This is a genomic window from Pontibacter silvestris, from assembly GCF_020907275.1.
Taxonomy (GTDB): Bacteria; Bacteroidota; Bacteroidia; order Cytophagales; family Hymenobacteraceae; genus Pontibacter; species Pontibacter silvestris.
Map to the genome: position 1 here is coordinate 1 of NZ_JAJJWI010000038.1, position 21,904 is coordinate 21,904.

Annotated in this window: 24 protein-coding genes and 1 tRNA gene; 6 read left to right on the forward strand and 19 right to left on the reverse strand. The window is 42.1% G+C overall.

Features of this window, described 5'->3' with window-relative positions; translation table 11 throughout:
* Positions 1-322: 322 nt before the first annotated feature.
* The 3 genes from LN995_RS20170 to pheS form a co-directional block, all read right to left on the reverse strand.
* Positions 323-396, reverse strand: a tRNA-Asn gene (locus LN995_RS20170).
* A 136-nt stretch (positions 397-532) separates the two neighbouring features.
* On the reverse strand, positions 533-946 hold the full coding sequence (locus LN995_RS20175; protein ID WP_229962898.1) for a hypothetical protein: 414 nt from the start codon (positions 944-946) through the stop codon (positions 533-535).
* 82 nt (positions 947-1,028) lie between these two features.
* The gene (gene pheS, locus LN995_RS20180; RefSeq protein ID WP_229962899.1) at positions 1,029-2,054 is read right to left on the reverse strand and encodes a phenylalanine--tRNA ligase subunit alpha; all 1,026 of its coding nucleotides are present in this window, start codon (positions 2,052-2,054) and stop codon (positions 1,029-1,031) included.
* 285 nt (positions 2,055-2,339) lie between these two features.
* Here pheS and LN995_RS20185 point away from each other — a divergent pair, with 285 nt between their 5' ends.
* Both LN995_RS20185 and LN995_RS20190 read left to right on the forward strand, forming a co-directional pair.
* Positions 2,340-2,507 (forward strand): hypothetical protein, encoded by a 168-nt coding sequence (locus LN995_RS20185; protein WP_229962900.1) that lies wholly within the window; start codon positions 2,340-2,342, stop codon positions 2,505-2,507.
* A 268-nt stretch (positions 2,508-2,775) separates the two neighbouring features.
* Positions 2,776-3,030 carry an acyl carrier protein gene (locus LN995_RS20190; protein ID WP_229962901.1) on the forward strand — a complete coding sequence of 85 codons (255 nt, stop codon included), beginning with the start codon at positions 2,776-2,778 and terminating at the stop codon, positions 3,028-3,030.
* A gap of 404 nt (positions 3,031-3,434) precedes the next feature.
* Here LN995_RS20190 and LN995_RS20195 read toward each other — a convergent pair whose 3' ends face one another.
* The 4 genes from LN995_RS20195 to LN995_RS20210 form a co-directional block, all read right to left on the reverse strand.
* Positions 3,435-4,175: a M48 family metallopeptidase gene (locus LN995_RS20195; protein ID WP_229962902.1), complete on the reverse strand. Its 741-nt coding sequence runs from the start codon at positions 4,173-4,175 to the stop codon at positions 3,435-3,437.
* A 241-nt stretch (positions 4,176-4,416) separates the two neighbouring features.
* A complete protein-coding gene (locus LN995_RS20200) occupies positions 4,417-4,686 on the reverse strand; it encodes a hypothetical protein (RefSeq protein WP_229962903.1) in 270 nt (89 codons plus the stop codon).
* 12 nt (positions 4,687-4,698) lie between these two features.
* The gene (locus tag LN995_RS20205) at positions 4,699-5,259 is read right to left on the reverse strand and encodes a YkvA family protein (RefSeq protein WP_229962904.1); all 561 of its coding nucleotides are present in this window, start codon (positions 5,257-5,259) and stop codon (positions 4,699-4,701) included.
* Positions 5,260-5,473: 214 nt separating this feature from the next.
* Positions 5,474-6,106, reverse strand: coding sequence for a C40 family peptidase (locus LN995_RS20210; RefSeq protein ID WP_229962905.1), 633 nt, complete (start codon positions 6,104-6,106; stop codon positions 5,474-5,476).
* A 268-nt stretch (positions 6,107-6,374) separates the two neighbouring features.
* Here LN995_RS20210 and LN995_RS20215 point away from each other — a divergent pair, with 268 nt between their 5' ends.
* Positions 6,375-6,752, forward strand: a complete 378-nt coding sequence (locus tag LN995_RS20215) for a hypothetical protein (RefSeq protein WP_229962906.1) — start codon at positions 6,375-6,377, stop codon at positions 6,750-6,752.
* Positions 6,753-6,840: 88 nt separating this feature from the next.
* Here LN995_RS20215 and LN995_RS20220 read toward each other — a convergent pair whose 3' ends face one another.
* From LN995_RS20220 to LN995_RS20230, 3 genes are all read right to left on the reverse strand, one after another.
* Complete coding sequence (locus tag LN995_RS20220) at positions 6,841-7,218, reverse strand: thioredoxin domain-containing protein (RefSeq protein ID WP_229962907.1); 378 nt, start codon at positions 7,216-7,218, stop codon at positions 6,841-6,843.
* Positions 7,219-7,287: 69 nt separating this feature from the next.
* Positions 7,288-8,619, reverse strand: a complete 1,332-nt coding sequence (locus LN995_RS20225) for a PepSY-associated TM helix domain-containing protein (protein ID WP_229962908.1) — start codon at positions 8,617-8,619, stop codon at positions 7,288-7,290.
* 215 nt (positions 8,620-8,834) lie between these two features.
* Positions 8,835-11,228 (reverse strand): TonB-dependent receptor, encoded by a 2,394-nt coding sequence (locus tag LN995_RS20230; protein ID WP_229962909.1) that lies wholly within the window; start codon positions 11,226-11,228, stop codon positions 8,835-8,837.
* 398 nt (positions 11,229-11,626) lie between these two features.
* Between LN995_RS20230 and LN995_RS20235 the strand changes: the two genes are divergently transcribed.
* Positions 11,627-12,184 carry a type 1 glutamine amidotransferase domain-containing protein gene (locus LN995_RS20235; protein WP_229962910.1) on the forward strand — a complete coding sequence of 186 codons (558 nt, stop codon included), beginning with the start codon at positions 11,627-11,629 and terminating at the stop codon, positions 12,182-12,184.
* 59 nt (positions 12,185-12,243) lie between these two features.
* Here LN995_RS20235 and LN995_RS20240 read toward each other — a convergent pair whose 3' ends face one another.
* The 4 genes from LN995_RS20240 to LN995_RS20255 form a co-directional block, all read right to left on the reverse strand.
* Positions 12,244-12,789, reverse strand: a complete 546-nt coding sequence (locus LN995_RS20240; protein WP_229962911.1) for a DUF6992 family protein — start codon at positions 12,787-12,789, stop codon at positions 12,244-12,246.
* A gap of 125 nt (positions 12,790-12,914) precedes the next feature.
* Positions 12,915-13,655 (reverse strand): YceI family protein, encoded by a 741-nt coding sequence (locus tag LN995_RS20245; protein ID WP_229962912.1) that lies wholly within the window; start codon positions 13,653-13,655, stop codon positions 12,915-12,917.
* A gap of 190 nt (positions 13,656-13,845) precedes the next feature.
* Positions 13,846-14,487 (reverse strand): formate/nitrite transporter family protein, encoded by a 642-nt coding sequence (locus LN995_RS20250; RefSeq protein WP_229962913.1) that lies wholly within the window; start codon positions 14,485-14,487, stop codon positions 13,846-13,848.
* Positions 14,488-15,069: 582 nt separating this feature from the next.
* The gene (locus LN995_RS20255; RefSeq protein ID WP_229962914.1) at positions 15,070-15,711 is read right to left on the reverse strand and encodes a porin family protein; all 642 of its coding nucleotides are present in this window, start codon (positions 15,709-15,711) and stop codon (positions 15,070-15,072) included.
* 553 nt (positions 15,712-16,264) lie between these two features.
* On the opposite strand from LN995_RS20255, the gene LN995_RS20260 reads away from it, so the two are divergent.
* Entirely contained in the window at positions 16,265-17,167 is a 903-nt protein-coding gene (locus LN995_RS20260; protein WP_229962915.1) for a histone deacetylase family protein, read from the forward strand.
* Here the strand turns inward: LN995_RS20260 and LN995_RS20265 are convergent.
* The 4 genes from LN995_RS20265 to LN995_RS20280 all read right to left on the reverse strand — a co-directional run bounded on the left by LN995_RS20265 (position 17,164) and on the right by LN995_RS20280 (position 20,467).
* Positions 17,164-17,370 carry a hypothetical protein gene (locus LN995_RS20265; protein WP_229962916.1) on the reverse strand — a complete coding sequence of 69 codons (207 nt, stop codon included), beginning with the start codon at positions 17,368-17,370 and terminating at the stop codon, positions 17,164-17,166. The two genes, LN995_RS20260 and LN995_RS20265, sit on opposite strands and share 4 nt — an antisense overlap.
* A 26-nt stretch (positions 17,371-17,396) precedes the next feature.
* Positions 17,397-18,101, reverse strand: coding sequence for a methyltransferase domain-containing protein (locus LN995_RS20270; RefSeq protein WP_229962917.1), 705 nt, complete (start codon positions 18,099-18,101; stop codon positions 17,397-17,399).
* A complete protein-coding gene (locus tag LN995_RS20275) occupies positions 18,079-19,203 on the reverse strand; it encodes a type III polyketide synthase (RefSeq protein ID WP_229962918.1) in 1,125 nt (374 codons plus the stop codon). Before LN995_RS20275 ends, LN995_RS20270 begins: the two co-directional genes overlap by 23 nt.
* Positions 19,204-19,354: 151 nt before the next feature.
* On the reverse strand, positions 19,355-20,467 hold the full coding sequence (locus tag LN995_RS20280) for an NAD(P)/FAD-dependent oxidoreductase (RefSeq protein ID WP_229962919.1): 1,113 nt from the start codon (positions 20,465-20,467) through the stop codon (positions 19,355-19,357).
* 165 nt (positions 20,468-20,632) lie between these two features.
* Between LN995_RS20280 and LN995_RS20285 the strand changes: the two genes are divergently transcribed.
* Entirely contained in the window at positions 20,633-21,016 is a 384-nt protein-coding gene (locus LN995_RS20285) for a T9SS type A sorting domain-containing protein (protein ID WP_229962920.1), read from the forward strand.
* A 471-nt stretch (positions 21,017-21,487) separates the two neighbouring features.
* On the opposite strand, the gene LN995_RS20290 is transcribed toward LN995_RS20285, so the two are convergent.
* On the reverse strand, positions 21,488-21,835 hold the full coding sequence (locus LN995_RS20290) for a hypothetical protein (RefSeq protein ID WP_229962921.1): 348 nt from the start codon (positions 21,833-21,835) through the stop codon (positions 21,488-21,490).
* Positions 21,836-21,904: the final 69 nt, after the last annotated feature.

The window sequence follows — 21,904 nt, forward strand, 5'->3', positions numbered from 1 at the left end:
AGTTCTAAAGTTGGGGAGCCGACAATGGGAGTGGCCTTAATTAACCTGATGTGTTTCTACGCTAATTAACCCAAGTTGCGATTAACAACTTCAGGAGTGTAAGCGAATAAGGAAAGACCATTTGCATGAGGAACGCTGTGGGATGAGGGCTCGAATGATTTTACGGAATACTGCCTTAGTACCGCGACGCCGAGGCTACTACTCGCACTCCAGGGGTAGGTATCTCCAACTTATAACTGGTCGGTTTGATAAGAAGAAACAATAACTAAGCGAAATAAAAAAGCCACTTAACGATTTAATTCGTAAGTGGCTTTTTTTGAAGCTCCCCCTCTTGGGCTTGAACCAAGGACCCCCTGATTAACAGTCAGGTGCTCTAACCAACTGAGCTAAGGAGGAGTGTTATTTTATTCCTGTTAGCGGCTTATCCGCTGATTGATGGTGCAATATTACAGCGGTTTTTGTTACTGTGCAAGTACAGGGCAAAAAAAATGTTGTATAATATGGTAATTTCCTGTAAATCAACCTGAAAAAATTAATTAAAAATTGATAGCACAGAGCCATTAAGGGAAGTGCTGTACTGTCTTAACCCATAAACGGCTGGCCCAGACATTACCTGCCCCTGGAAATTAAACTGTGAACCACAGCATGTGTCTACCAGGAACAGGTTAGACTCGTCGGCTTCTACCATGCAAGAGCTCATCGGGTCATAAGGGCAGGCTCGCTCAAATGCGGTATATGAGTTAGCATTCTGCCGCACCACTATAATGCCTTTGTATCCTCCGTTAATGTAGACATACCCGCCGTTCTGGCGCAATTGCGGGTATTGTAAACTGCTTACATTAATCTGCTCATTTACCAGCGCATCAGGAATACCTGTCCCAACATTACTGTCGTTGCAGGCAGTTAGTAATACCAGGATTGCCAGGAAGTACCATAGTCTTTTCATTAATTCCAATCTCTGTTGCATGTTAACGTTACAGGCTGAAGTAAATTGTTCAGCCGCTTAGTCTGCTAACAAAAAGCAGCAGTTAAAGAATTCCCTCAAACTGGCGCAGGAAGCGCACATCGTTCTCCGTGAACAGACGCAGGTCCCTTATTTGGTACTTCAGCATTGTAATACGCTCTATGCCCATGCCAAAGGCAAAACCAGAATATTCTTTAGGGTCTATGCCACAGCTTTCTAATACAGCAGGGTCTACCATACCAGAGCCGCCAATTTCTACCCAACCGGTGCCTTTACAAATATTACAGCCCTCACCTTTACATATAAGGCAGGTAATATCTATTTCAGCGCTTGGTTCTGTAAAAGGGAAGAACGACGGGCGGAAACGAATTTTGGTATCCTGCCCAAACATTTCCTGTGCAAAATAATAAAGCGTCTGCTTGAGATCAGCAAAACTTACGTTCTTATCGACATAAAGCCCCTCTACCTGGTGGAACATCATGTGCGCCCGGGCAGATATAGCTTCATTTCGGTACACGCGCCCTGGCATAATGCTGCGCAACGGCGGTTTTTGGTTCTCCATCAGGCGTACCTGCACATTTGAGGTGTGTGTGCGGAGTAGTTTGTCACGGTCCTGACTTATAAAGAAGGTATCCTGCATTTCACGTGCTGGATGATTCTCCGGAAAGTTCAGGGCAGAAAAGTTATGCCAGTCATCCTCAATCTCTGGTCCCTCCGAAAGGTTAAACCCAATGCGCTCGAAAATGCGCACAATCTCGTTGCGGGCAATCGAAAGCGGGTGTCGGGTGCCTAACGTGTTAGGCACTGTTGGCAATGTAAAATCGAAATTGTTGGAGCTTACTGACTCTGTAGTATTGGTTAGCTGTTCCTGTGCCTGGTCAAAACGTTCCTGTGCCCGATTCTTTAAGCTATTTAACTGCTGGCCTACCTCGCGGCGCTGCTCAGGAGCAACCTGCTTCATGTCTTCAAACAATGCCGCTATAAGGCCTTTACGACCAATATATGCGATACGAAACTGTTCCAGTTCGGCGGCATTTCCTAGTGGAGCCGTCTCTATTTCTTGTGCTACTTGCTGTATCTTCTCAACCATAATTGCAAAGATAATAATTTGCTGACTTCTAGCTTAATTTCAGGTCTATACAGTTGGGTTGCAAAATCTTTGCTTCAGCTAATAAAGCTGAGGCTTTATCCTGTATAATTTTTTATGCGCACATGCATGGTGGCATCTTTAGTCGGTTAAGCGAATAAAAAACGTAATTCCTGATGATGGGGTTGATGAAAGTTTTTTCATTATCTTCCTGAGTCTTATAAGACAGTTTAGTATTGTTTCAAAGCCATTTATCATTCTTTCAGAGGGTTATTTCGTGTTTTAAGTGTGCTCCTGGACTTATCCATTTTTGGTGTGGAGGACTGTTTTGTAATGACAGGTGTAGGAATTGTTGCTTCTGTCAGAGATAGTGATAAAAATGGTATGTTAATTGTGGGGTTTACTGATATACTCCTTGCTGAAGATAAAGAACTGACTGAACTAGGAATAACTTGAGCTTTTAGTACTTTATTTACAAAGCTTGAACCACAATTTTTATGGGAGGCATCAATGCAGCCTTCTAGGACACCCTTGGCCTGAACCATTATTTTCGGTTTAGGATTCGCTAAAATAGTAACATTGCTAATTGTTCCGGTAATGTACCTATTGAATGAGAAAATTAGAAATAAATTTACAGGCAAGAAGAAAGCTGCTGAAAGCGTTAGCTTAAAAGAAGACCAATTGGTTGTAAACGGTAAAGTTAGAGAATACACAATTTAGCCCTATGCTTACTACTGACAGAGCTATTGAGACGGAGGTTATCCGTATCATTAGCAAAACTAAAAAGATAAGGCCTGTTCATTTACGTGCCAATAAACGTTTATCGCAGGACTTTGGTTTTGACACCGTGGATGTGGTTGATATTATCCTGGAGCTGGAAAAGAACTTCCAGATCACCATCCCGGATGAAGTGCCTATAGATACAGTAGGCGATTTTATAAATTATGTATCAGCTCATGTCTATAAAGAAGCTAGTTAATATTTACGGATAAAAAACAAAAAGAGCAGGGCAATTTAACTGTCCTGCTCTTTTTGTTTACATGATGTACTTTTGGGCTTTTGTTGCTAGCTGCTTGCCTTGTTCTGGTACAAAACTTTTTAGGTAACAAAGTTCAGGGTTCAACTAAAGAGTTGAAAGGAGTAGCATTATTACGGTTGTCCAAACAGTTCTTCTTAAGTTGGGCTATAAACAATGCAAAATAGATGTTATGAAAGATGCTATAAGCTTTCAGGATGCCTAACAGGAACCTATCTGTTTCTTTGAAAGAGTCAATGAGCCTCCTCTACGGCTAAGGTATCTAGTGCCTATGATAGGAACAGGCACTTGCTGTTAATGCTTTATGATAAATAAGAATAGTAGTATTTTTTTCGATAAGATAATTTTTAGAAAATAGAGATACGAAAGGCTTTCAGCTTTTTGTCCAATACTCTGGCATTGCCACAGACACTATCAAGCAGTGACCAGAAACCGGGACCGTGGTTTTTTTCTACCGTGTGGGCCAGCTCATGTAGAATTACATAGTCGCAGAGTGCATCTGGCAGGCGCATCAGGTGCAGGTTCAGGTTAATGTTGTTAGTATGGGAGCAGCTTCCCCACCTGGATTTAGCATTCTTAATGAACACATTTTGGTATTGGAACCCAAACTTCTCAGCGAAGTAAGCTACACGCTCTGGCAGGTACTGTTTTGCCTCCTTACGGTAAGCATCTTCTATCGACTGCCGTATGAACTTCTGAACATCGCTATCCTGCACATTCTTATGTGCCGGGTAAAACACATTAATGTATCCATTCTGAATAACACAACGCATCGTATACTGCGCGTGCGTTAGTAGCCGTAGCGTATGTGACCGCGTTTTAAACTCACTGGAGTTATCGTAAATGGTCATTTTTTGCTCGTGCTGCTGCATGCGAGCCTGATGTTCCTTAATCCAGTCAGTTTTCGTGTAGATGAGCTGCTCAGCTTTTTCGAAACTAATGTGGGGTGGAACTGCCACTCTGATTCCTTTCAGAGGTCTTATGCTGATGCTAAGACGTTTGGCTTTGTCACTTCTTTCTATCAGAACCTGTCCGATACCGTCGATGTGGAGATTAACGGATGTAAGTCGTAAAAATGATGAAGACACTTAGGCTAAAAGTTAAGTACAAAATCCTCTCGCCAAATATAGATAAAATTTTACTTATAAAACTAACGTAATTTGTACTTTTCTTCAAAAATTACTTTAATTTAATTATTTATATTGTACTATATTCTAATACATGACAAACATTCTTGGATTAGTCGCTTATTTTTGAGCACTTTATAAAGTACAAAAAGGCAGTCTGATTTATAAGCTGCCTTTCTGTACTTTATAAATTATGCTTCCTTTAGCGAATGTTGCCACCTGATGCTCCTTCGTCAGCGCCATTTTTTGGTGCACGGGTACTGTCAGTTGTAGCAGACCTAAGCGTAGATTCTCTTGTGTTCGACACAACACCCTTTGCATCTGTGGTATGCCCCTCAGAACTGTGATGTTTGCGTGGGTGCTTACTGCTTTGGTCGTTGCTATTCACGTTTTCAGCAGAGTTGTTATCTGTTTTAAGGGAGCTTTTTGTTTCCTGTTCTTTCTTCTGCGAATCATTCTGGTTTGCTTCCATAGTTATGTTTTATTAAGATTTTGGATCTGTTTCAATATTTAAAGTTCCTCCGGGTTGGTCACTGTACTTTGGTGTGCCATAAGAAATATCAGCATTATGTATGGGGGCAACAGTTGTCTGTTGTTCAGTTTGTTCCTGTTGCGCCGTCGGAGTAGCTTTACTCTCTTGCCACTCCTTAAATTTATCCAACTCTGATTTGATACTCGTCATAAACCAAGCCAGTAAGGTAGCATCATCCAGTAAACCAATCACCGGGATAAAGTCTGGAATAAGGTCAATAGGAGTCAGGAAGTAGATAAAGACTGCAATACCTCCTACTACTGTAGTGTTAGGTATACCTTTGTACTCACCTGAAGTGCTGGCTTTAATCATCTGGCCCAACAGTTGCATGTTTTCCCAAACTTCGCTAGCCAGAGCACCAACACTTTTTTTAGCAGTGGCTTTCTGAAAAACATCGTTTAAAAGCTTGGCAACTTCTGTAGGATGCTTCAGGTACTTTTCAGCCTTCTTTAAAGCTGTTTTAAAAATGGTGCTCTGTGCAACATTCTTTCCCTCAAATTTCTGATTCTCCATTGTTTAATGTACGTGCTAATATTAGTTGTGTTTATTTAGATTAGTATGATTAAGCTTGTTGTTAATGTTGATTAAGACCAGCCTTAATTCCTGTGCAATTTGCTTAAACTAATGCTATCATTCCTATACTTAACAGGCATAAAATTGTTATGGCTCTTAAAAACAAAAAGCCCTGCAGCAAGCTACAGGGCTAAAATTATCGAAAATAAAACTTCTATATCACGCGTCCGGCTGCATAGAAATTTTTGCTGTAAAATGCTTCATTCAAAGAACTTACTCTAACTCCACCGTTTGTCGCAGAATGTACGAACTTGTTGCCTTTAAGGTAGATGCCTACATGAAAGATCGGCTCTTTAGGGCTTCTGCGGAAGAAAATAAGATCGCCGGTGCGCAGGTTTTTTCTCTTTACCCGTTTCACATCCTGAAACATAGAGCGGGAACTGCGGCTTAAGTCTATACCATATACTTCACGATAAATGCTGGTGACAAAACCGGAACAGTCGGTGCCCTTTCTGGATGCGCTACCATAGCGGTAGGGGGTGCCTAACCATTTACTGACAGTTTCGATCAGGTTCTTATTCTCTATGTTATTAAACTGTAAGCCCAGCTTTTTGGAAAAGAAGCCTTCCGGAACAGAAGCCTTAACTATAGCAGGCTCTTTAACCAGGGCTTTCAACTCAAGCGATTTAGCTAAGTCTTGCCCGGAGTTAATGGCGTAAGGAGTTATAGCTGTAAAAGCCGGGGCATTTGGTTTAGCAGGCTGCGTTTGAGTTAGGCTTTCTTCATAAAAGAAGGAAAGGGTGAGTGATATAATAGCAAGGGCGCTCAGAATGATGGTCTTCGTCATCGGGTTTAGCTTGTTGTAATCCGCATAAAAAGCGGGTAAACAGTTTTTACCTTATACTTAAAGGTTGTAGTGGCACAATACCCTGTAAAGCAATAGGAATCAAGTACCAATTTATAGCAAACACAAAATTAACATAATTGCCTTAAAGAGTTATACATGTTAACTTGTTTTATAGCTGCATTCACATCGTTTATAGGCGCTTTTATTTATAGCAAGTACATTTACTAAATTTTATCGTAAATAAAAGTACAATTAGTAAGTTATAGCTATGCATTTTGAAATAGTAGAGCGCTCTCTTTTAGCCCGTATTGCACGCATTGTTTTAAAAAGTACCAATGTGGCTATGGTGCTGGGCAAGACTGTTCACTTAAGTGGCGTAGACAAAGACACTTTTTTAAATGATGAGGGGTGGGTGGCGCATGAGCTTTGCCATATCCGGCAGTTTCAGGAACATGGCTACTTTCGCTTTTTGTGGCTTTACCTGCAGGAGTCGATGCGCGTAGGGTATTATAATAATAAGTATGAGGTGGAGGCACGCGTAGCTGGCATGAAGCACCGGAAGCTCATAAACCCCTCTCATAAAGCAGCGGTAGCTGTTACACCTTCTGATTTGCCTTTGCCTGCAGATAAGAAAGAGAGAAAATAAGAAGGGCAAAAGACAGAAGTGTGGGAAAACTTTGCCTTTTTATAGTTGGTGTCTAAGTGGCAGGGTTTAAAACCTGTGTTTCTTAAGCTTAGCGCCACTTAATAGTACAACCAATGGCTTTAGTACTTGGCTGACTGATTGGCTTGTCTGTTACTAACTCATCAAGCGCTGCCTCGGCGTACTTTTTCTGTACTTTATTAAGTTCACGATAGTTGTCGTCTATGGTGCCGATGTAGGCAACTTTAAATGAGCCGTCGTTTTGCTTTTGTACGATGTAGAGGTGAGATGTTTGGGTGGCTCCGTATGCTTTTGTTATCTCCTGTGTTTCGTCGTAGAGGTAGGGGAACGGAAAGCTTTTCTCTTTGGCTCTTGCTGCATTTGTTCGAAAAAGTCTTTCGGCGATATATCCTTCATTTGGGTTGATAGCGAGATACCCTTTGGGTGCATATTTATTATGTAGCGCCACTTAAAACAACGGCGGGGTTTAAGGTTTGTCTTCCCTAAGCCCCGCCGTTGTATGCTTATGCATTTACCTTTAAGCCACTATGCTCTTTTTAGCACGGGCTTTTTTTGATTTCTTCTTGAGCTTGTTAATCCAGATTAAGGTTCCGGTAACAGGTAGAGATGTAGCAATAAGGCAGGCGATGAAATATAATATTTTTGAAAAAGTACCATATACATCTCCTAAGTGCAATGGGCGTATAAGAGCCACTATCTGCTCATTAAGTGGCTTCTCTGCAAATATTTCTACTTTAAGAGGTTGCCCTGTGTACTGGTCTAGCTGTACCTTATCAGGGGCAGACAGTGCAAAAAAGCCCGCTTTTGTTTTGCTAACCACTACAGAACTAACTGAGTCAGCAGGAAGCGAAACCTTGATGTTACCTGCATATGGTAAAAGCGTATTGGCTCTTTGTATGAAATCTACAGTAGTAAGGTGCAGTGCATCGGCTCCGGGTGGGTTTGACGGCAGTGGTTTCTCTCTTCTGCCTTTAAACACTTCATCGCCCATAATAGCGCTCACTCCATTTCTGTACCACTCAAACGACCAGCAAAGCCCTGTGAGGGACATGATAAGCAACAATAGAAAAGAATAAAAGCCAAGGGTATTGTGCAGATCGTGGTTTATTCTTTTCCAGTTGGCGTTTGTTTTAATTTTAAGGCCTTGCTTCCAGTTTTTTAGCTTTACCGGGAACCAGATTACTAGGCCTGTTAATAGCAGGAAGACGAAAATAATAGTAGCTATACCTACAATCATTTTGCCTACACCACCTTCGATAAGTAACCAGCGGTGTAGCTGCATCATTGTCATAAAGAATTCTGAGGCAGGGCTGTCTGTAGTGCCTTTTACTATGCCAGTGTATGGGTCAACAAGGTACGTTTTTGGCCGGCTTCCTCCTGGTCCGCCACCATGACCGCCTCTTTCTGCCTGAGGGCCACCCTGAGCAATACTTCCTTTGGCTTCTTTACCGCCGGCTTCAGGTGCTGTATGGTTGCCTGCTGTCTCCGCACGGTTTTCTCCTTTAGCTTCCTCCCTATTTCCTCTTTCTGAATGGCCTTCACCACCTGCTGCTTGCTGCGCTACACCAAAGCGATAGGTGCTTTTCTTGTCCTGTGGAATGTCCAGGGAAACAACTTTACCCTTTAGCTCTTTTTCAAGTTTAGCTATAAGTGCATCCGGAGGAAGCACCTGTGCATTTTCAGTAGTTTCTACCCGGTACTTATCCGGTTCCAAAAATTCTTCTACCTCTGTACGGAATGTATAAATGGTGCCACTAAGGCACACAATAAAGAGCACGAATCCGCTGGCTATTCCTAGCCACAGGTGGATGTCGTTAAATAGCTTTCGCCAGGTGAAACTCTTTTTCATATGAAATTGGGAGGGTTAAATGAATGAAGGTTAAGAAGTTTTGGGTTACCAAGTAGTATCAAAAATATCTCTTATTAAGATTAAATCAAAATAAGGGATATATCATTTATCCTGATTTTTAATTTATGGTAAAGGCCAGCCTTTAGAGAGGCGTGTATGTAATACAAAAGCCGACTCTGGGTAGCAGGGCCGGCTTTTGTAGAGAGGTTACAAGATTAGAACCTATAAGTAACTACGCCTGACACGTTTCTAGGCTGTATTCTGTCGATAAAGTTAGAACGATAGGCATCATAACCTACTTTGTCGAATATGTTATTGAACAATACTCTAACCCCCCAGTTCTTCTCAAATTGATAACTCAGCTGGGCATTCGTTATTGTATAGGCTTTATTGTACCAAGGTGCGGTGTTAGGATCAATAGCATGGTACTGCACTCCGTCCTGTGTCCAGTCGTTGTACGGGCGCTCACCCAGGTAATAGATGCCGGCGCCAATGCCAAGGCCTCTTGCAAAACCTTGTGACACGGTATAATTAGCCCATGCATTAAATGTGTGCTTAGGGGTGTTGTTAGGAGCAGAGCCCGGCACAAAAGTAGTGTGTTCTTTATACTGCGCATCTATGTAAGCATAACCGGCAATCACCTCCAGGTTCTCTAACACACGGCCTGTTAATTCAACTTCTACACCTTTACGCTCGTCATTTCCGCCTTTTATGTAGTAACCAGTTGCCTGCACTACTCCGTTTTCGTCTACTTCAAAGGCCTGCAGGTTCATGTCTTTGTTGTTGATTTTGTAGAGAGTCAGGTTAAAGCGAAGCCTGTCGTTTAACCATTCTGATTTTATGCCAACCTCTAGTTGGTCTATGCGCTCTGCACCAAGTGGCTCTCCGTTTATGTCAACTACTGCAGCAGATCTTGGATTAGTACTGTTGGTATAAGAACCGAAAATATTCAAGCCATCTCTTACTGTGAACATTACACCTGCTAATGGGTTCCAGAAGCTGGAAGTAGCACTAGACTCTCCGTCTGATCTTGTTTTGTTGGTGCTGTAACGAACGCCGCCATATACTCTTGCCCAGTCTGTAAGCTGTATAACGTCTTGCGCTGTAACCCCAAAACGATAGTCGAACGATCGTGTTCCTCCAGTTTTTTCAAAAGGAGCAACCTGCTCAGGCAATATATTAGAAACTGTAGACGGATCCAGTACATTTATCTGGTCTATAGCAATAGAGTTGTATGTCGGCTGGTAAAGGTCTATGTAACGATAATCGGCACCGACCTGGAACGTGTGCTGCAAAGCGCCTGTCTTCAGTTTTTGACCAATCAGGTCAAGCTGAAATACAGAGCTTCTATCTTCACGAGCCTGGTTATGTGCAATAGAACGGTTGTAAATGTTTACCTGGTCTACATTTATATCAGTTCCTTTGGCCGCAGAAAGACCTGTTTTGATAGCATCAGAATCATAATCAGAATAAAAGGCAGCAGCACGAAGGTATATGTTGTTCGTTAAATCCTGCTTAAAGCGGGCAGTATATGTCTGGTGTACTACTGAAGCGTTGTCTGTTTCGAAGCCTAAGAATCTATCTTTTGGCAGGTCGTAAATTTCGTTCTCTTTGTTGCCTACAGATAGGTTAACGGTTCCTGCGTCAATGGTCTGGTCTTCATCAAAATAATCCATTTCCAAAGTAAGAGTACTTTTGGCATTCGGGCGCCATTCTAAGGAAGGGTTAATGTAGAACGACTCGTTGCTCATATGGTCGCGGAACTTGCCGCCATTCTCATAGGAACCATTCAGGCGGAATGCCAGTGTGTTTGACTTGTTTAAGATATGCTGTACATCAAAGGTCGGGCGTACTAAATCCCAGCTGCCTACGCGTAGCGAAACTGCTCCACTGTTCTCAAACTTTGGTGTTTTTGTTACCACGTTCACAATACCACCCGGGCCACCTAGGTCAGTAGCTGCACCCATAGTAATAGCACTGGCACCTTTCAGTACCTGCACACTTTCTACGCCTTGCATGTCTGTAGAGAAGCCCATGCCACGGAAATCTGTCAGTACGCGTACGCCATTTTTCAAAGTAGGAATACCACGGAAGCCTCTGGAAGATATACTTTCTCTGACACCACCATAGGTAGCATAGGTGTAAACACCCGGAACGTTGCGGACGGCATCAATAACAGAAAGGGCTCCTTGCTGCTCTATCAGTTTTTCAGAGATAACAGAAACAGACTGTATCTGGTCGCTTGGTTTTAAAGGCAGACGCGTAATAGCATCTAATTTTTCCGGCTGCTTATTTCTTGCACCAAAAACTTCAATCTCCCTCATCTGGTTGTTTTTAGGAGTTAAAGTAAAAGTAAGTTCAGCTGTTTCTCCTCGGCCTAACCTTACCTCTTTTGACTGGCTGTTGTAGTTCATAAGCACTGCACGTACCTGGTAAGTACCAGGAGGCAAGTGGCGAAGCTCAAAATAGCCATCGTCGTTAGTAAGAGTACCAAAGCTAGTTTTTTCAATAACGATGCTGGCAGAAGAAACAGGGCTGCCGTCTGTGTCAACTGCTCGCCCTTTGATGACAGAAAAACGTTGAGCCCACACTAGCTGTGTAATAAGCATACACAAACTGAAAAGCGTAAATCTCCTAAACATACTTTAAGTGGTTATAGTTGGTGAACATTTTTTAGTAAAACCGTACTTGTTAGCTTAGTGTATTCAGGCTTCAACTAATAAACACAATAAGCTGCCTTTTATTTAGATTAAATCTAAAGCGCCAAAATTACATTCTTACTTAGACTAGTTCCAAATAATGATAAAGAAAGATTAGAAACAGACCTTAAAATCACTAGTACTAGCTATACCTGTTGTTATTAATAGCTGCTATTCGTGTACAGCTTGGTTTTGAGAGCATGTTCAGATATCGCTATAAAGGGTGGAAATGCGGATTAATTAACAATTCTGATTCTGGCTCGTTAATTAAGTACAGATTAATGTTTAACCACTTAACGAACTTAATAATGGGAAATAAATTAGAAGGAAAAAAGATAGCGATATTAGTAGAGGAAGGATTTGAACAGGTAGAACTTACAAAACCTTTGCAGGCTTTAAAAGATGAAGGTGCTGAGGCACACATCATTTCGCCAAACGATAAAGATGAAATTAAAGCCTGGAACCACACGGAGTGGGGAGATAAATTTAAAGTAGATAGAAAACTTTCAGATGTAAACGCTGATGAGTACAATGGCCTGTTGTTGCCTGGTGGTGTAATGAACCCGGACAACCTGCGTACAAATCAAGAAGCCGTTTCTTTCGTGAACAAGTTTATGGAGTCTGGCAAGCCGGTAGCTGCCATTTGCCATGCTCCTTGGACGTTAATAGAAACAGGCAAAGTAAAAGGTAAAAAAATGACCAGCTACCACACACTTAAAACCGATCTCCAAAACGCCGGTGCAGAGTGGGTAGATCAGGAAGTGGTTGTAGATAATGGATTGGTTACGAGCCGTAACCCAGGTGATATTCCTGCCTTTAATAAGAAAATGGTAGAAGAGTTTGCCGAAGGTAAGCACAACCGCTAACATAAGTTCTGGAGCTTATATAAAAGCCGCGTCAGCAAAAGCTGACGCGGCTTTTACTATTATGGTATAAGCCCAAATATTTGGTTCGCGTTTACCTCTAGGAGTATAGTCATTATAATATCCAATAGCAGAAGAAAAAAGCCCTGTAAGGTAACAGCCTGACCCCAGCCCAACTGCTGTTCTGTTTTAGATGTATTCCTCGACCGCTCTTTCAAGTAGGCTCCTATCATTATGCAGGCAAAGTCTAAACCTACACTTAGGTACAATATCTTTTTATACAATTCATGCATGCGGATACTCTCCAGCAGTTGCCAGATAGTAGTATCTACAGAAAGTATAAAGTACAGTGTTGCGCTGGCTATGCATAAGTTAACAATGTTCCAGTACAGGTTCATCTGGTAAAAGAACTTCTTATTTCTTGTAGCCTTGGTAAGCCTGAAACTACCGATAATAATGTTTACGATTGCCCATCCTCCTAACACCAGCATACCCAACTGGATTACCTCATTCTGCCATAGGTTAAAAGCAGCAAGCGCACTGTTGCCTTGTGCGTTTGCGGTAAAGCCAATCAGCAAAAAGAAGAGTAGGTAAAAGTATTTTCTCATAAGCACACATACGGCTGGTTTTAAGTAAAACGCACTAAAGACCAGTTTAGCATAAATAAAATTTCAATCTTGGGCTAATCTAAACCTGCTGCTGTATAGGTGTCGGTATTGCAACAAGTTCGTTTTTAAATAGATGAGGCTTTTGCTACGATGTCAATTCCTATGTTAACCTCTGAGTAAATTGTCTGGTCACCCAATGATTTATCTGATCTGTAAACGAGTCCCCATTGGGTGCGGTCGAGGTTAAAGTTGGCTTTAGCTTTCAATTGGTTGTCCTCTTTTGTTAACTTGGCAGGGAAAGAAACGCTTTTGGTTTCACCTTTAATAGTTAGGTTACCTGTTACACGATGTGTAGGATTCTTAATATGAAGCTCACTATATGAGTTTTTAGAAGATAGTTGTTGTTTGGTGGAGGCAGTGTCTAGCGGAATCACATCTGTCAGTTCAAAAACGGCAGTAGGATACTTCTCTGTATCGAAAAAGTCTGCTGATCTTAGGTGTGTTGTGAGCTTCTTGTTGCTTTCTGCATCTATGTTCTTATCATCAGCACGCAAAGAGGCTACATCAATAACAATGTTGCCACCAGTCAGTGAGCCGTCACTAACTAAAAGTTCCCCATTTTGCACCTGAAACAAACCGTTGTGCCTACCTGTCATTTTAGAAGCTATCCAGGTTATTTCACTTTTGGCAGTATCAATCATAAATGCCTCTGATGGAGTGGGAGATGTCTCTTTTACTACTGCTTCGCCAACTTCTGCCTCTACAGTTTTAACACGAGTATCGCAGGAAGTGTTAAATAGTGCAAGCAGTAGCAAAAAGCCGGAAAGTTTAAGTGCAAAATTATGTCCGGTACCTCTTTTGCCCATAGTTCTTTTTTTAAGGGTGTAGACTTTGTATGCGGAATATTATTTGTTACGCTGAAAACTCCAAAATGATATACGAAGTCTTAAACTTAGTACTGCTTTAGTTTAGTATCTCAAAAGATAAGTTATAGAAGCTATATCATATCTTGTGAGACTTTCAGATAAACAACATACAATTAGTAAAGCTCTTATCTTATTTAAGAGCTCTTATCGTGTGGCTGTATTTTACCAAACCGACAAAAAATACGCCGCCTATTATGTTGCCCAAGGTGCTCCATAGTTGAAACTTTCCAAGGTCAGACCAACTGACTCTATCTCCGGGAACGATAACGCCTGCAAAAACCTCTATAGAACCAACAATGGAGTGATGGAACCCTCCAATACCTATTATAAAAGTGATAAGAGCAATAATCACAATCCGACTAATCGTTTCTTTGGAAGCGATATCCAGCCAACCCAGGATTCCCAGTAGCCAACCAGCAAAAATTCCGCTACCGAAAATAATGTACCAAGGATACTCAGTTAAATGTAAGGCAATATCCTCAAAAATATCTGTTCCGGTCGAAAGCAAGTGGGGTTCAAGGAGCGTAATGATGTATTCCAGGAAATAGCCTATAATGTTCCCTACAAAAATAATCCCCCAGAGCCTCAGCATAGTAGATAGCCTTTGGTCTCCGGCAAGTACAGGGAACACAGCGAGTGTGGTGTGTTCGATAAATAACTCCGATCTTCCAAGAATTACAATAATAAACCCAACTGTATAGCCTAAGCCTTTTAGTACATTCAGTGCCTCGGGGGGGGAGCATTTCTGAGAAAGTACCTGAAATGTAGGCAATCACTAATAGGCTTATAGATAGTTCCATACCTGCGGCTCCGGAAGAAAGTAACAGCCCAAGTGGAGGGCGGTTGTACTGTCCATTCGAAATGATTATAGCTTCATCCAGAATTTCCCGGGCTCCCTTTCTGTTTCTTACAATATATTTTAAGTTATCCTCTTCCATTTGTTTTAGTTCGTTTAGCTTTTATGGCTGCAAAGGGGGCTTCAGTTTTAGTTTGGATGGCGAAATGTTATGATAAACTTTCTGCCTGTCCTTTCCTGTTCAGACGCTTGAGAAACCTGCCCAATCTCCCAAATCTGAGCTTTTTTGAACAATAGTAGACAACCTGCCACCGGGCATAGTTTTCCTTTGGCAACTATATAATTATTATTTGTGTGGGGGCTCCAGAAGATAGTCCTTGTAAAATGAGGTTTTGGAGGGCAGGCAGCTCTGATATAATTACCGCTACGATATAAATTTTATTAGGATTACTAACTGTGCACAGTTCTTCTTCTTCTCCTCCTCCTCCAAAACTTAAACATGCTCCAAAGTAGAAAGCCTGATCTGCTCTGGAGCATGACCTTTTAAATGCTGCTTTTTTAAAAGCCTATACCCAGGTACACTTGTATCACGCTGTTCATTATATCCTGATCTATGCTCTGCCCGGTGTCATTTTCTTTTCGTAAGTCGGCAAAGCTCATGTTGTAACGGGCTCCTACTCTAAACCTGCTTACCCTGCCTTCAAGGCCTGCTGCAAAGCCATAGTCGAAAGTGTTGTATGGTGCCAAGTCTATTTCCCTGTCTCCCTGCTTACTAGATACCATAATGCCTATTTGCGGACCAGCATGTATGCTAAAGTTATCCGTAAAATTAAAGACAGCCAGAAGGGGTAAATCCAAATAGTCGAAGCGAAAGGTAGAGTCTGCTTGTTCAAAACCTTTGCGGGAGTACAGGATTTCAGGTTGAATGGAGAAGATCTGCCCCAGGGAAAACTGCGCAAAAATACCTGCATGAAAGCTGGTGTAGCTATTGACATTACCACCATAAAGGTCTTTGTCGCTGCCGTGCACGTTGGCAAAGTTTACTCCTCCTTTTATGCCGATACCAGAGTTGGGAGCATCTAAGCCGCTAAAGAGGTTATGGTTTTGCCTAAGCGATCTTGGCCCTGCTACCTCTTCTTCCTGTGCATAACCTGTAAAGGCGTAAAGCAACATCAACAATAGTGTAAAGTTCCTTTTCATAGCTTCTGATATTTGGTTTATGGTTTAAGACGGTAGCTGGTTTGAAGCATGTAAAACTTAACTATACAGGCTCTTATGTTTATACTACAATGCCTGACTATAAAGTTGCAAAAAGTGAGGGCCCATTTTTAAATCAAGAACTTAAAAATCAGCAGGTAAGACATAAAATGTGTTATAAAACGCTTTACTGTACTATTCTTATATTTAAGGTTAATTATGAATTCTAGTACTGACTTAAAATGGTGTGATTTTTTTAGCAGAACCAAGTCTATATCTTGCAATAATATGAAATTGTTAAGATGGTTTGCACTTTTTAACAGGAAGTTAACAGCTTTTGGTGGATAAAGTACGCTAATCAACATAGTTATCCACATTTATCCACAGGAAAAATGAGCAAAACTTTCAAATTAGGCCTAACTGCAGCAACTTATTCACTTTTCATTATTCTTATGCTAATGCCTTTAGCTTTTGCACTGCATACAACTTGGTCACTTTGTCTTTAATACGGAGCAGGTGTAATCAACAGGTGCTTTATATTTGTTAGCTTTGTGTTATGCTTAAAATTGCCTGGTCCGAAATATTTGCTCACAGTTTGCCCGAAGGGCATCGCTTTCCTATGTTGAAGTATGACCTGCTGCCTGAGCAGTTATTGTATGAAGGTACCATTACTCATCATAATCTGTTTAAGCCAGGGGTGCTGCAGGAAGAATATATTCTGGATACCCATGATGCCGATTACTGGAAGCGGCTGCATAACCTGGAGCTAACGCCATCGGAGGTGCGTAAAACAGGCTTCCCGCTTTCTAAGGAGTTGGTGAACCGGGAGGTAGTGATTATGAACGGTACAGTGCAGGCAGCGTTGTTTGCACTGGAGTATGGCATAGGCATGAATATAGCCGGAGGTACTCACCACGCTTTTACCAATAGGGGAGAGGGCTTTTGCCTGCTAAACGATATTGGCATTGCGGCTAACCACCTTCTAAAGCACAAAGGCATACATAAAGTTCTGGTGGTAGACCTGGACGTGCACCAGGGGAATGGCACAGCAGAAATATTCCGGCACGAGCCACGCGTGTTTACCTTTAGCATGCACTGCGGCCATAATTACCCTTTTCATAAAGAGGAATCAGATATGGATGTGCCTTTGGCAGACGGAACGGATGATAAAACGTATCTGGATCTGCTTCAGCAAATTTTGCCTCGTCTGCTGGATGAGGTGCAGCCGGAGTTTGTTTTCTTTCAGTCTGGGGTGGATGTGCTGTCTACAGATAAGCTTGGTAAGCTAAGCATGAGTATTCAGGGCTGCAAAGACCGTGACCGCCTGGTGTTGGAGTTGTGCCAAAGGAACAAGCTGCCTGTAGCTGTGAGTATGGGCGGAGGCTATTCTAAACAGATTGCGCATATCATAGAAGCACATGCCAATACTTTTCGGCTGGCACAACACATATTCTTCTAAGCATTTGTTTCCGATTCATCGTTTCCAGGTTTGTGGTCCGGAAATAAAAGTCTTAGAGTAATGTAAACAACAGGAACAAGCGCTAATACCAGAATCACATAAAGTATCAGCTTAAGCACTTTTATAAAGAGTGCGATAATAATAGCTGAAAGTATAACAGAAACAGCAAGCAAAATCCAGAAGTTGAGAGTGCCTTTGCGCATAGAATGATGTTTGAGTCCGGGAGAAATCAGGCTTTATGCAATATCAGTTGCCACCTGAAAGCCCACATCCAGCGCAGGCTATAGTTACTGATGTTAGCCTTATGCACGAGTTGCTGAAGCTCTTCCCGTTTAAAGGCACGCCAAACAGACAGCGCGGCATCGTTCCGCACCAGCGAAGACTTTGAAAATAAAGCGGTAATGTTTTTTATGGAATGATAGGCAAACCAGTGCCTGTGCAGGTCGTTGATAATAACAGCTACATTGCTTTGTGCATATAGCTGTCGGAACATCTGCACCAGCTGGTCGTCAGTAAAATGATGGCAGAAGAGGCTGCAGATCATCACATCATATTTCTGCTGCGCAAACTGATCTGAGAAAACATCGTGTTGTTCTACCTGTACCTCCGCGTAGTTTTTGCATTGCTCATTTGCATACTGCACTATGTACGCGTTGGCATCTACACCAGTTAATTGCATAGCTATACCTTTACGCCTGGCCCATTTTGCAATGTTCCTTAGCATGTCACCGCCACCACAGCCTATGTCTGCAATGCGAAACGGGCTGGGCAGTTTACCGGAGGCAACAAGCTTATCCAATGCATCCAGCACTACTTTGTGTCCGCCAAGCCAGTTGTTTATTATCTCCAGTTCATCCAGTGTCTTACGCATGTCCTCATTCGACAGCGTAAGGTCATCCATCAATTCCGGCTCATTTGATCGTTGCTCCAGCATAGTGCACTTTTAATAACATAGATTCCAAGGTAAGGCCGGGGCCGAAGGCAAAACTCAGCACAGGTTCATTCTCTTCTTTAGGAGTCAGGCTTTCCATAAGGTTTTTTAGTACAAACAGCACCGTGGCTGATGACATATTCCCAAACTTATGGAGCACCTGGTAAGCGAACCGGTTATCATCATGCGTCATGCCCAACTCCTGCTCAATAACTTCCAGAATGCGGCGCCCGCCAGGATGTATGGCAAAAAGTTTTATTTCGGAAATGGTGGTTTTGAGCCCTTGTAAGAGCCGTTCGGTAAGCTGTTGAATGCCGCCTCTTATCAAATCAGGTACATAAGAAGAAAGGGTCATTTCAAAACCAGTATCCCCGATGTGCCAGGCCATATCCTGTTTTCCGTCAGGGGCAAGGTCGCAGTAAAAGGACTGCAGTTCCAGGCTCACTTCTTCGCAGGGCTGCCCTTGCATTAGCACAGCGGCAGCACCATCTCCAAACAACGCATTTGATACCAGGTGGTCCTGGTGTGTGTGTTTCTGAAAATGAATAGTGCAGATTTCGGTGCATACAACAATTACCTTGGCTGAGGTATCGGCTTTGCAGATAGCATCGGCCAGTTTTATAGCATTAAAGGCAGCATAGCATCCCATAAAGTTAACGGCAGTGCGTTGTACATTAGGGGCAAGCTGTAGCCTTTCTACAAGTTCTATGTCTAAGCCTGGGGCATACATGCCCGTGCAACTCACCGTAATCAGGTGCGTCAGATCCTGTAGCTGTACAGAAGATGCCTTATTGAGGCAACTCAGTATAGCTCTTTCAGATAAATCTACTGCATGGCTTTTGTAAATATCCATTCGCTTCTGTACAGTAGGAAAAGGCTCAAGTGTAGGCGTATTTGGATAAAAAGTATAATCACCATTTTCACGGGTGTAATCCTCCAGCACACTGTAGCGTTCTCCTATACCAGATACACGATAAAGCGCCTTCAGTTTTCTTGTTTCCTGCTCATCGAATTGCAAAGCCGAGGCCATAAAATCTGCCACTTGCATTTGTGGTATTTTATTGGGCGGATTAGCTGTTCCGATGGCGCATATATAGCTCTTCATATTTTTGCAGTATGTTACTTACTCGCGCCGTGTAAGCTGACTTATGTACAACTGAAAGCTATTAGTTAGATATAATGGCTAACGAGCGACGAGTAATGAACTTACCTACGCAGGCACCGGCTTAAAGATATGTATAACAGGGCTGGCTGTGTTAAAAAGGTTGCCCATGTGTCTGGCGCATAAGGAGCTGTATAGCGGCTGGTATATATTTTAACGTGCTTACTGCCATCTCCGAAAGTACAGAACTGCCAAATAAGTGTTGTACTGTCCGCCCTATTCTTAAGCGGTTTTGGAACTGCTGCTGCCATGCCTGGGTATAGCCTTGCTCCAATAATTGCCTGTTACGGCCATTGTTAAAGTAATTGGTAACCTGCTCTGTCGCCAGTTTGCCTGAATGAATAGCCATTGCCATGCCATTGCCACAAAGAGGAGCAACCATGCCTGCTGCATCGCCACACATGAGCATGTGGTTTTCAATACAGGTTTTGGTGGCAAATGATATTTCATTTATCACTTCGGGTTGATTATAAAGAAAATCTGCTTCTTTAAAAACTCTCCTCAAGTGTGGATTCTGGTGAAGTACAGCTTCTTCCATAGCAGGTATAGTGCCATGCAGGCGTAGGTTCCGTCGTGTAGTAAGATAACAAAGGCAGTAACAGTCGTTCTCAATGGCTGATATACCCGCATAGCCATCTTTAAAATTGTGCAATGCAATTAAGTCTTTGGGAAAGTCAAGCTGCACATGATATTTTACTCCGATATAAGGAGACCTGGAAGAGAAAAAAGAGCGGTTTAGTTTTCTGTCAAGGTTGGTGCGTTTTCCATAGGCTCCTAGTACAACGTAAGCATTTAAACTTTCTCCACCAGATAATTTTACCTCAAACACATCATCTGCAAAGAGTACATCCTGCACAGTGGTTTGCAACTTGAACGTTACGCCTTTTTCCTGTGCTATTTGATACAGGTAATTATCAAAAGTATAACGGCTTAAACCAAAGCCTCCTAAATCCAGCTTAGCAGAAAGGCTTTTACCTGATGGTGACGAAAGCAGCAAGTTAGAAATATGCGCTGGATGTAGGCTTGCCACGTCTGCACCGAGGCACTGTAGGTATGGGAGCACTTCGTTGGAAATATATTCTCCGCAGACCTTATGGAAAGGGTAGCCTTTTTTTTCAACTAAAGTAACAGACAAGCCAGCCTGCGCTAAGCCGATTGCGCTTACCAAGCCAGCCAGGCCTCCTCCAACTATCACTACGTTTTCCAATACCAGTGCCTAATCTTTTAATTATAATTTTTGTCTAACTAAGAAAACTACAACTTAGTGAATAACTACATTTTAGATGGTAAAGTACAAGAACAATTTATACTTATGACCGTTTTAATAAAGTGGAGCGAAATTTGATATTATGATATAAAATTACAGAACTATATGAAGCAACTTATACTTACCTTTATCACCTGTCTTTCATTGCTTACAATGCAGGCGCAAACCCGCCCCTCAGTGATAGGCCAGGTTGATGAGCCATCGGAGAAAGCGCTAAAAGGACAACAGGATGATAAAGCATTAGCTATATACCCAAACCCCAGCAACGGAGTATTTACTATATCAATTTCGAATGTTGATGATAAAAAGGCAGAGCTTAGTATCATGAATGTTATAGGTAACGAAGTTTATCACGAAACGTTAACGAACGCCGATAATCACTTTTCAAAAACACTGGACCTGAACCGGCCTTCTATTGCCAAGGGCCTGTATTACGTAAAGTTGGAATCAGAAAACTATAGCGTTGTGCGGCGTATCGTAATAAGATAATTTGTAGTAGTGTAAATTAGAAAGGTAGCCTCCAAAATAGGCTACCTTTCTAATTTAAAAACAGTGGAGAAAGGCAAAGCATACTGTTCTAATAAATATTGGAAACGTTTGACGCTCTTTGAACAAACCTTACCGATGAGCAGGTAGCAAAGCTGATAGTATCAATAAAGGTTTTATGGAGTCTATGCAGGCACTGCGTAATAAATTTACAGATCATGAAGTCTATCTAATAAACCAGGATGCGTGCTATACAAGAAGAGTGCGATAATGAAGTTAAGGAGATATTGACTAATGAACAAAAGAAGGAGCAGTTGAGGTTCTGCAGCAGTTTAGGCAGGGGCAAGAGAGCAGGGGCCAAGGCAGCCGATAAGCTGTAAATATGTTGTGTTTATGACTGAAAGCCTTGTGAAAGCATAAGTGTAGCAGGTTTTTTATGAACGCCAGCTAAATCTTAACCCGCCTGTTAAGGTATTAACGTTTCTCGGGCAGAATTGCCTTTGGTACATAACCTGTAAACGCTGTTGTGTCTTTCGCTATTCTGGCTTTTACAAACATGTTGTCTGTTGTGTCCAATACCTGTATCTGTTGTGACGTGTCGAAGTGGGTAAGCATTTGGCCGTCAAAGCTTGGGCGGTTGTAGAGCGCTCCGTTAATAAGAGGCTTCGTTAGGGCCAGTACATCCGCCTGAAGTGACGCAGCACCTGTTTCACTAGCTATGGTAGCTTCTGAATCGTCATCTGCTAAATTGTTTCCTCTTTCCTGACAGGAAGATGCTGTCAGAAGAATAGTAAATAATCCTGAAAGTAATACCTCTCTCATTTAAAGTCCTCTCTGTGTAAAATCTTACTTTTATAGTGCATTTAAGTTGATAAAGTTGCTTTATATTGA

Excerpts from the sequence above, each read along its gene's own strand:
- LN995_RS20200 (WP_229962903.1), bottom strand. The coding sequence starts at position 4,686 with ATGGAAGCAAACCAGAATGATTCGCAGAAGAAAGAACAGGAAACAAAA.
- LN995_RS20225 (WP_229962908.1), bottom strand. The coding sequence starts at position 8,619 with ATGAAAAAGAGTTTCACCTGGCGAAAGCTATTTAACGACATCCACCTG.
- LN995_RS20275 (WP_229962918.1), bottom strand. The coding sequence starts at position 19,203 with ATGAAGAGCTATATATGCGCCATCGGAACAGCTAATCCGCCCAATAAA.
- LN995_RS20265 (WP_229962916.1), bottom strand. The coding sequence starts at position 17,370 with ATGCGCAAAGGCACTCTCAACTTCTGGATTTTGCTTGCTGTTTCTGTT.
- LN995_RS20270 (WP_229962917.1), bottom strand. The coding sequence starts at position 18,101 with ATGCTGGAGCAACGATCAAATGAGCCGGAATTGATGGATGACCTTACG.
- LN995_RS20255 (WP_229962914.1), bottom strand. The coding sequence starts at position 15,711 with ATGAAAAGGAACTTTACACTATTGTTGATGTTGCTTTACGCCTTTACA.
- LN995_RS20190 (WP_229962901.1), top strand. The coding sequence starts at position 2,776 with ATGCTTACTACTGACAGAGCTATTGAGACGGAGGTTATCCGTATCATT.
- LN995_RS20235 (WP_229962910.1), top strand. The coding sequence starts at position 11,627 with ATGGGAAATAAATTAGAAGGAAAAAAGATAGCGATATTAGTAGAGGAA.
- LN995_RS20290 (WP_229962921.1), bottom strand. The coding sequence starts at position 21,835 with ATGAGAGAGGTATTACTTTCAGGATTATTTACTATTCTTCTGACAGCA.
- LN995_RS20215 (WP_229962906.1), top strand. The coding sequence starts at position 6,375 with ATGCATTTTGAAATAGTAGAGCGCTCTCTTTTAGCCCGTATTGCACGC.
- pheS (WP_229962899.1), bottom strand. The coding sequence starts at position 2,054 with ATGGTTGAGAAGATACAGCAAGTAGCACAAGAAATAGAGACGGCTCCA.
- LN995_RS20175 (WP_229962898.1), bottom strand. The coding sequence starts at position 946 with ATGAAAAGACTATGGTACTTCCTGGCAATCCTGGTATTACTAACTGCC.
- LN995_RS20285 (WP_229962920.1), top strand. The coding sequence starts at position 20,633 with ATGAAGCAACTTATACTTACCTTTATCACCTGTCTTTCATTGCTTACA.
- LN995_RS20230 (WP_229962909.1), bottom strand. The coding sequence starts at position 11,228 with ATGCTTATTACACAGCTAGTGTGGGCTCAACGTTTTTCTGTCATCAAA.
- LN995_RS20205 (WP_229962904.1), bottom strand. The coding sequence starts at position 5,259 with ATGGAGAATCAGAAATTTGAGGGAAAGAATGTTGCACAGAGCACCATT.
- LN995_RS20260 (WP_229962915.1), top strand. The coding sequence starts at position 16,265 with ATGCTTAAAATTGCCTGGTCCGAAATATTTGCTCACAGTTTGCCCGAA.
- LN995_RS20210 (WP_229962905.1), bottom strand. The coding sequence starts at position 6,106 with ATGACGAAGACCATCATTCTGAGCGCCCTTGCTATTATATCACTCACC.
- LN995_RS20245 (WP_229962912.1), bottom strand. The coding sequence starts at position 13,655 with ATGGGCAAAAGAGGTACCGGACATAATTTTGCACTTAAACTTTCCGGC.
- LN995_RS20240 (WP_229962911.1), bottom strand. The coding sequence starts at position 12,789 with ATGAGAAAATACTTTTACCTACTCTTCTTTTTGCTGATTGGCTTTACC.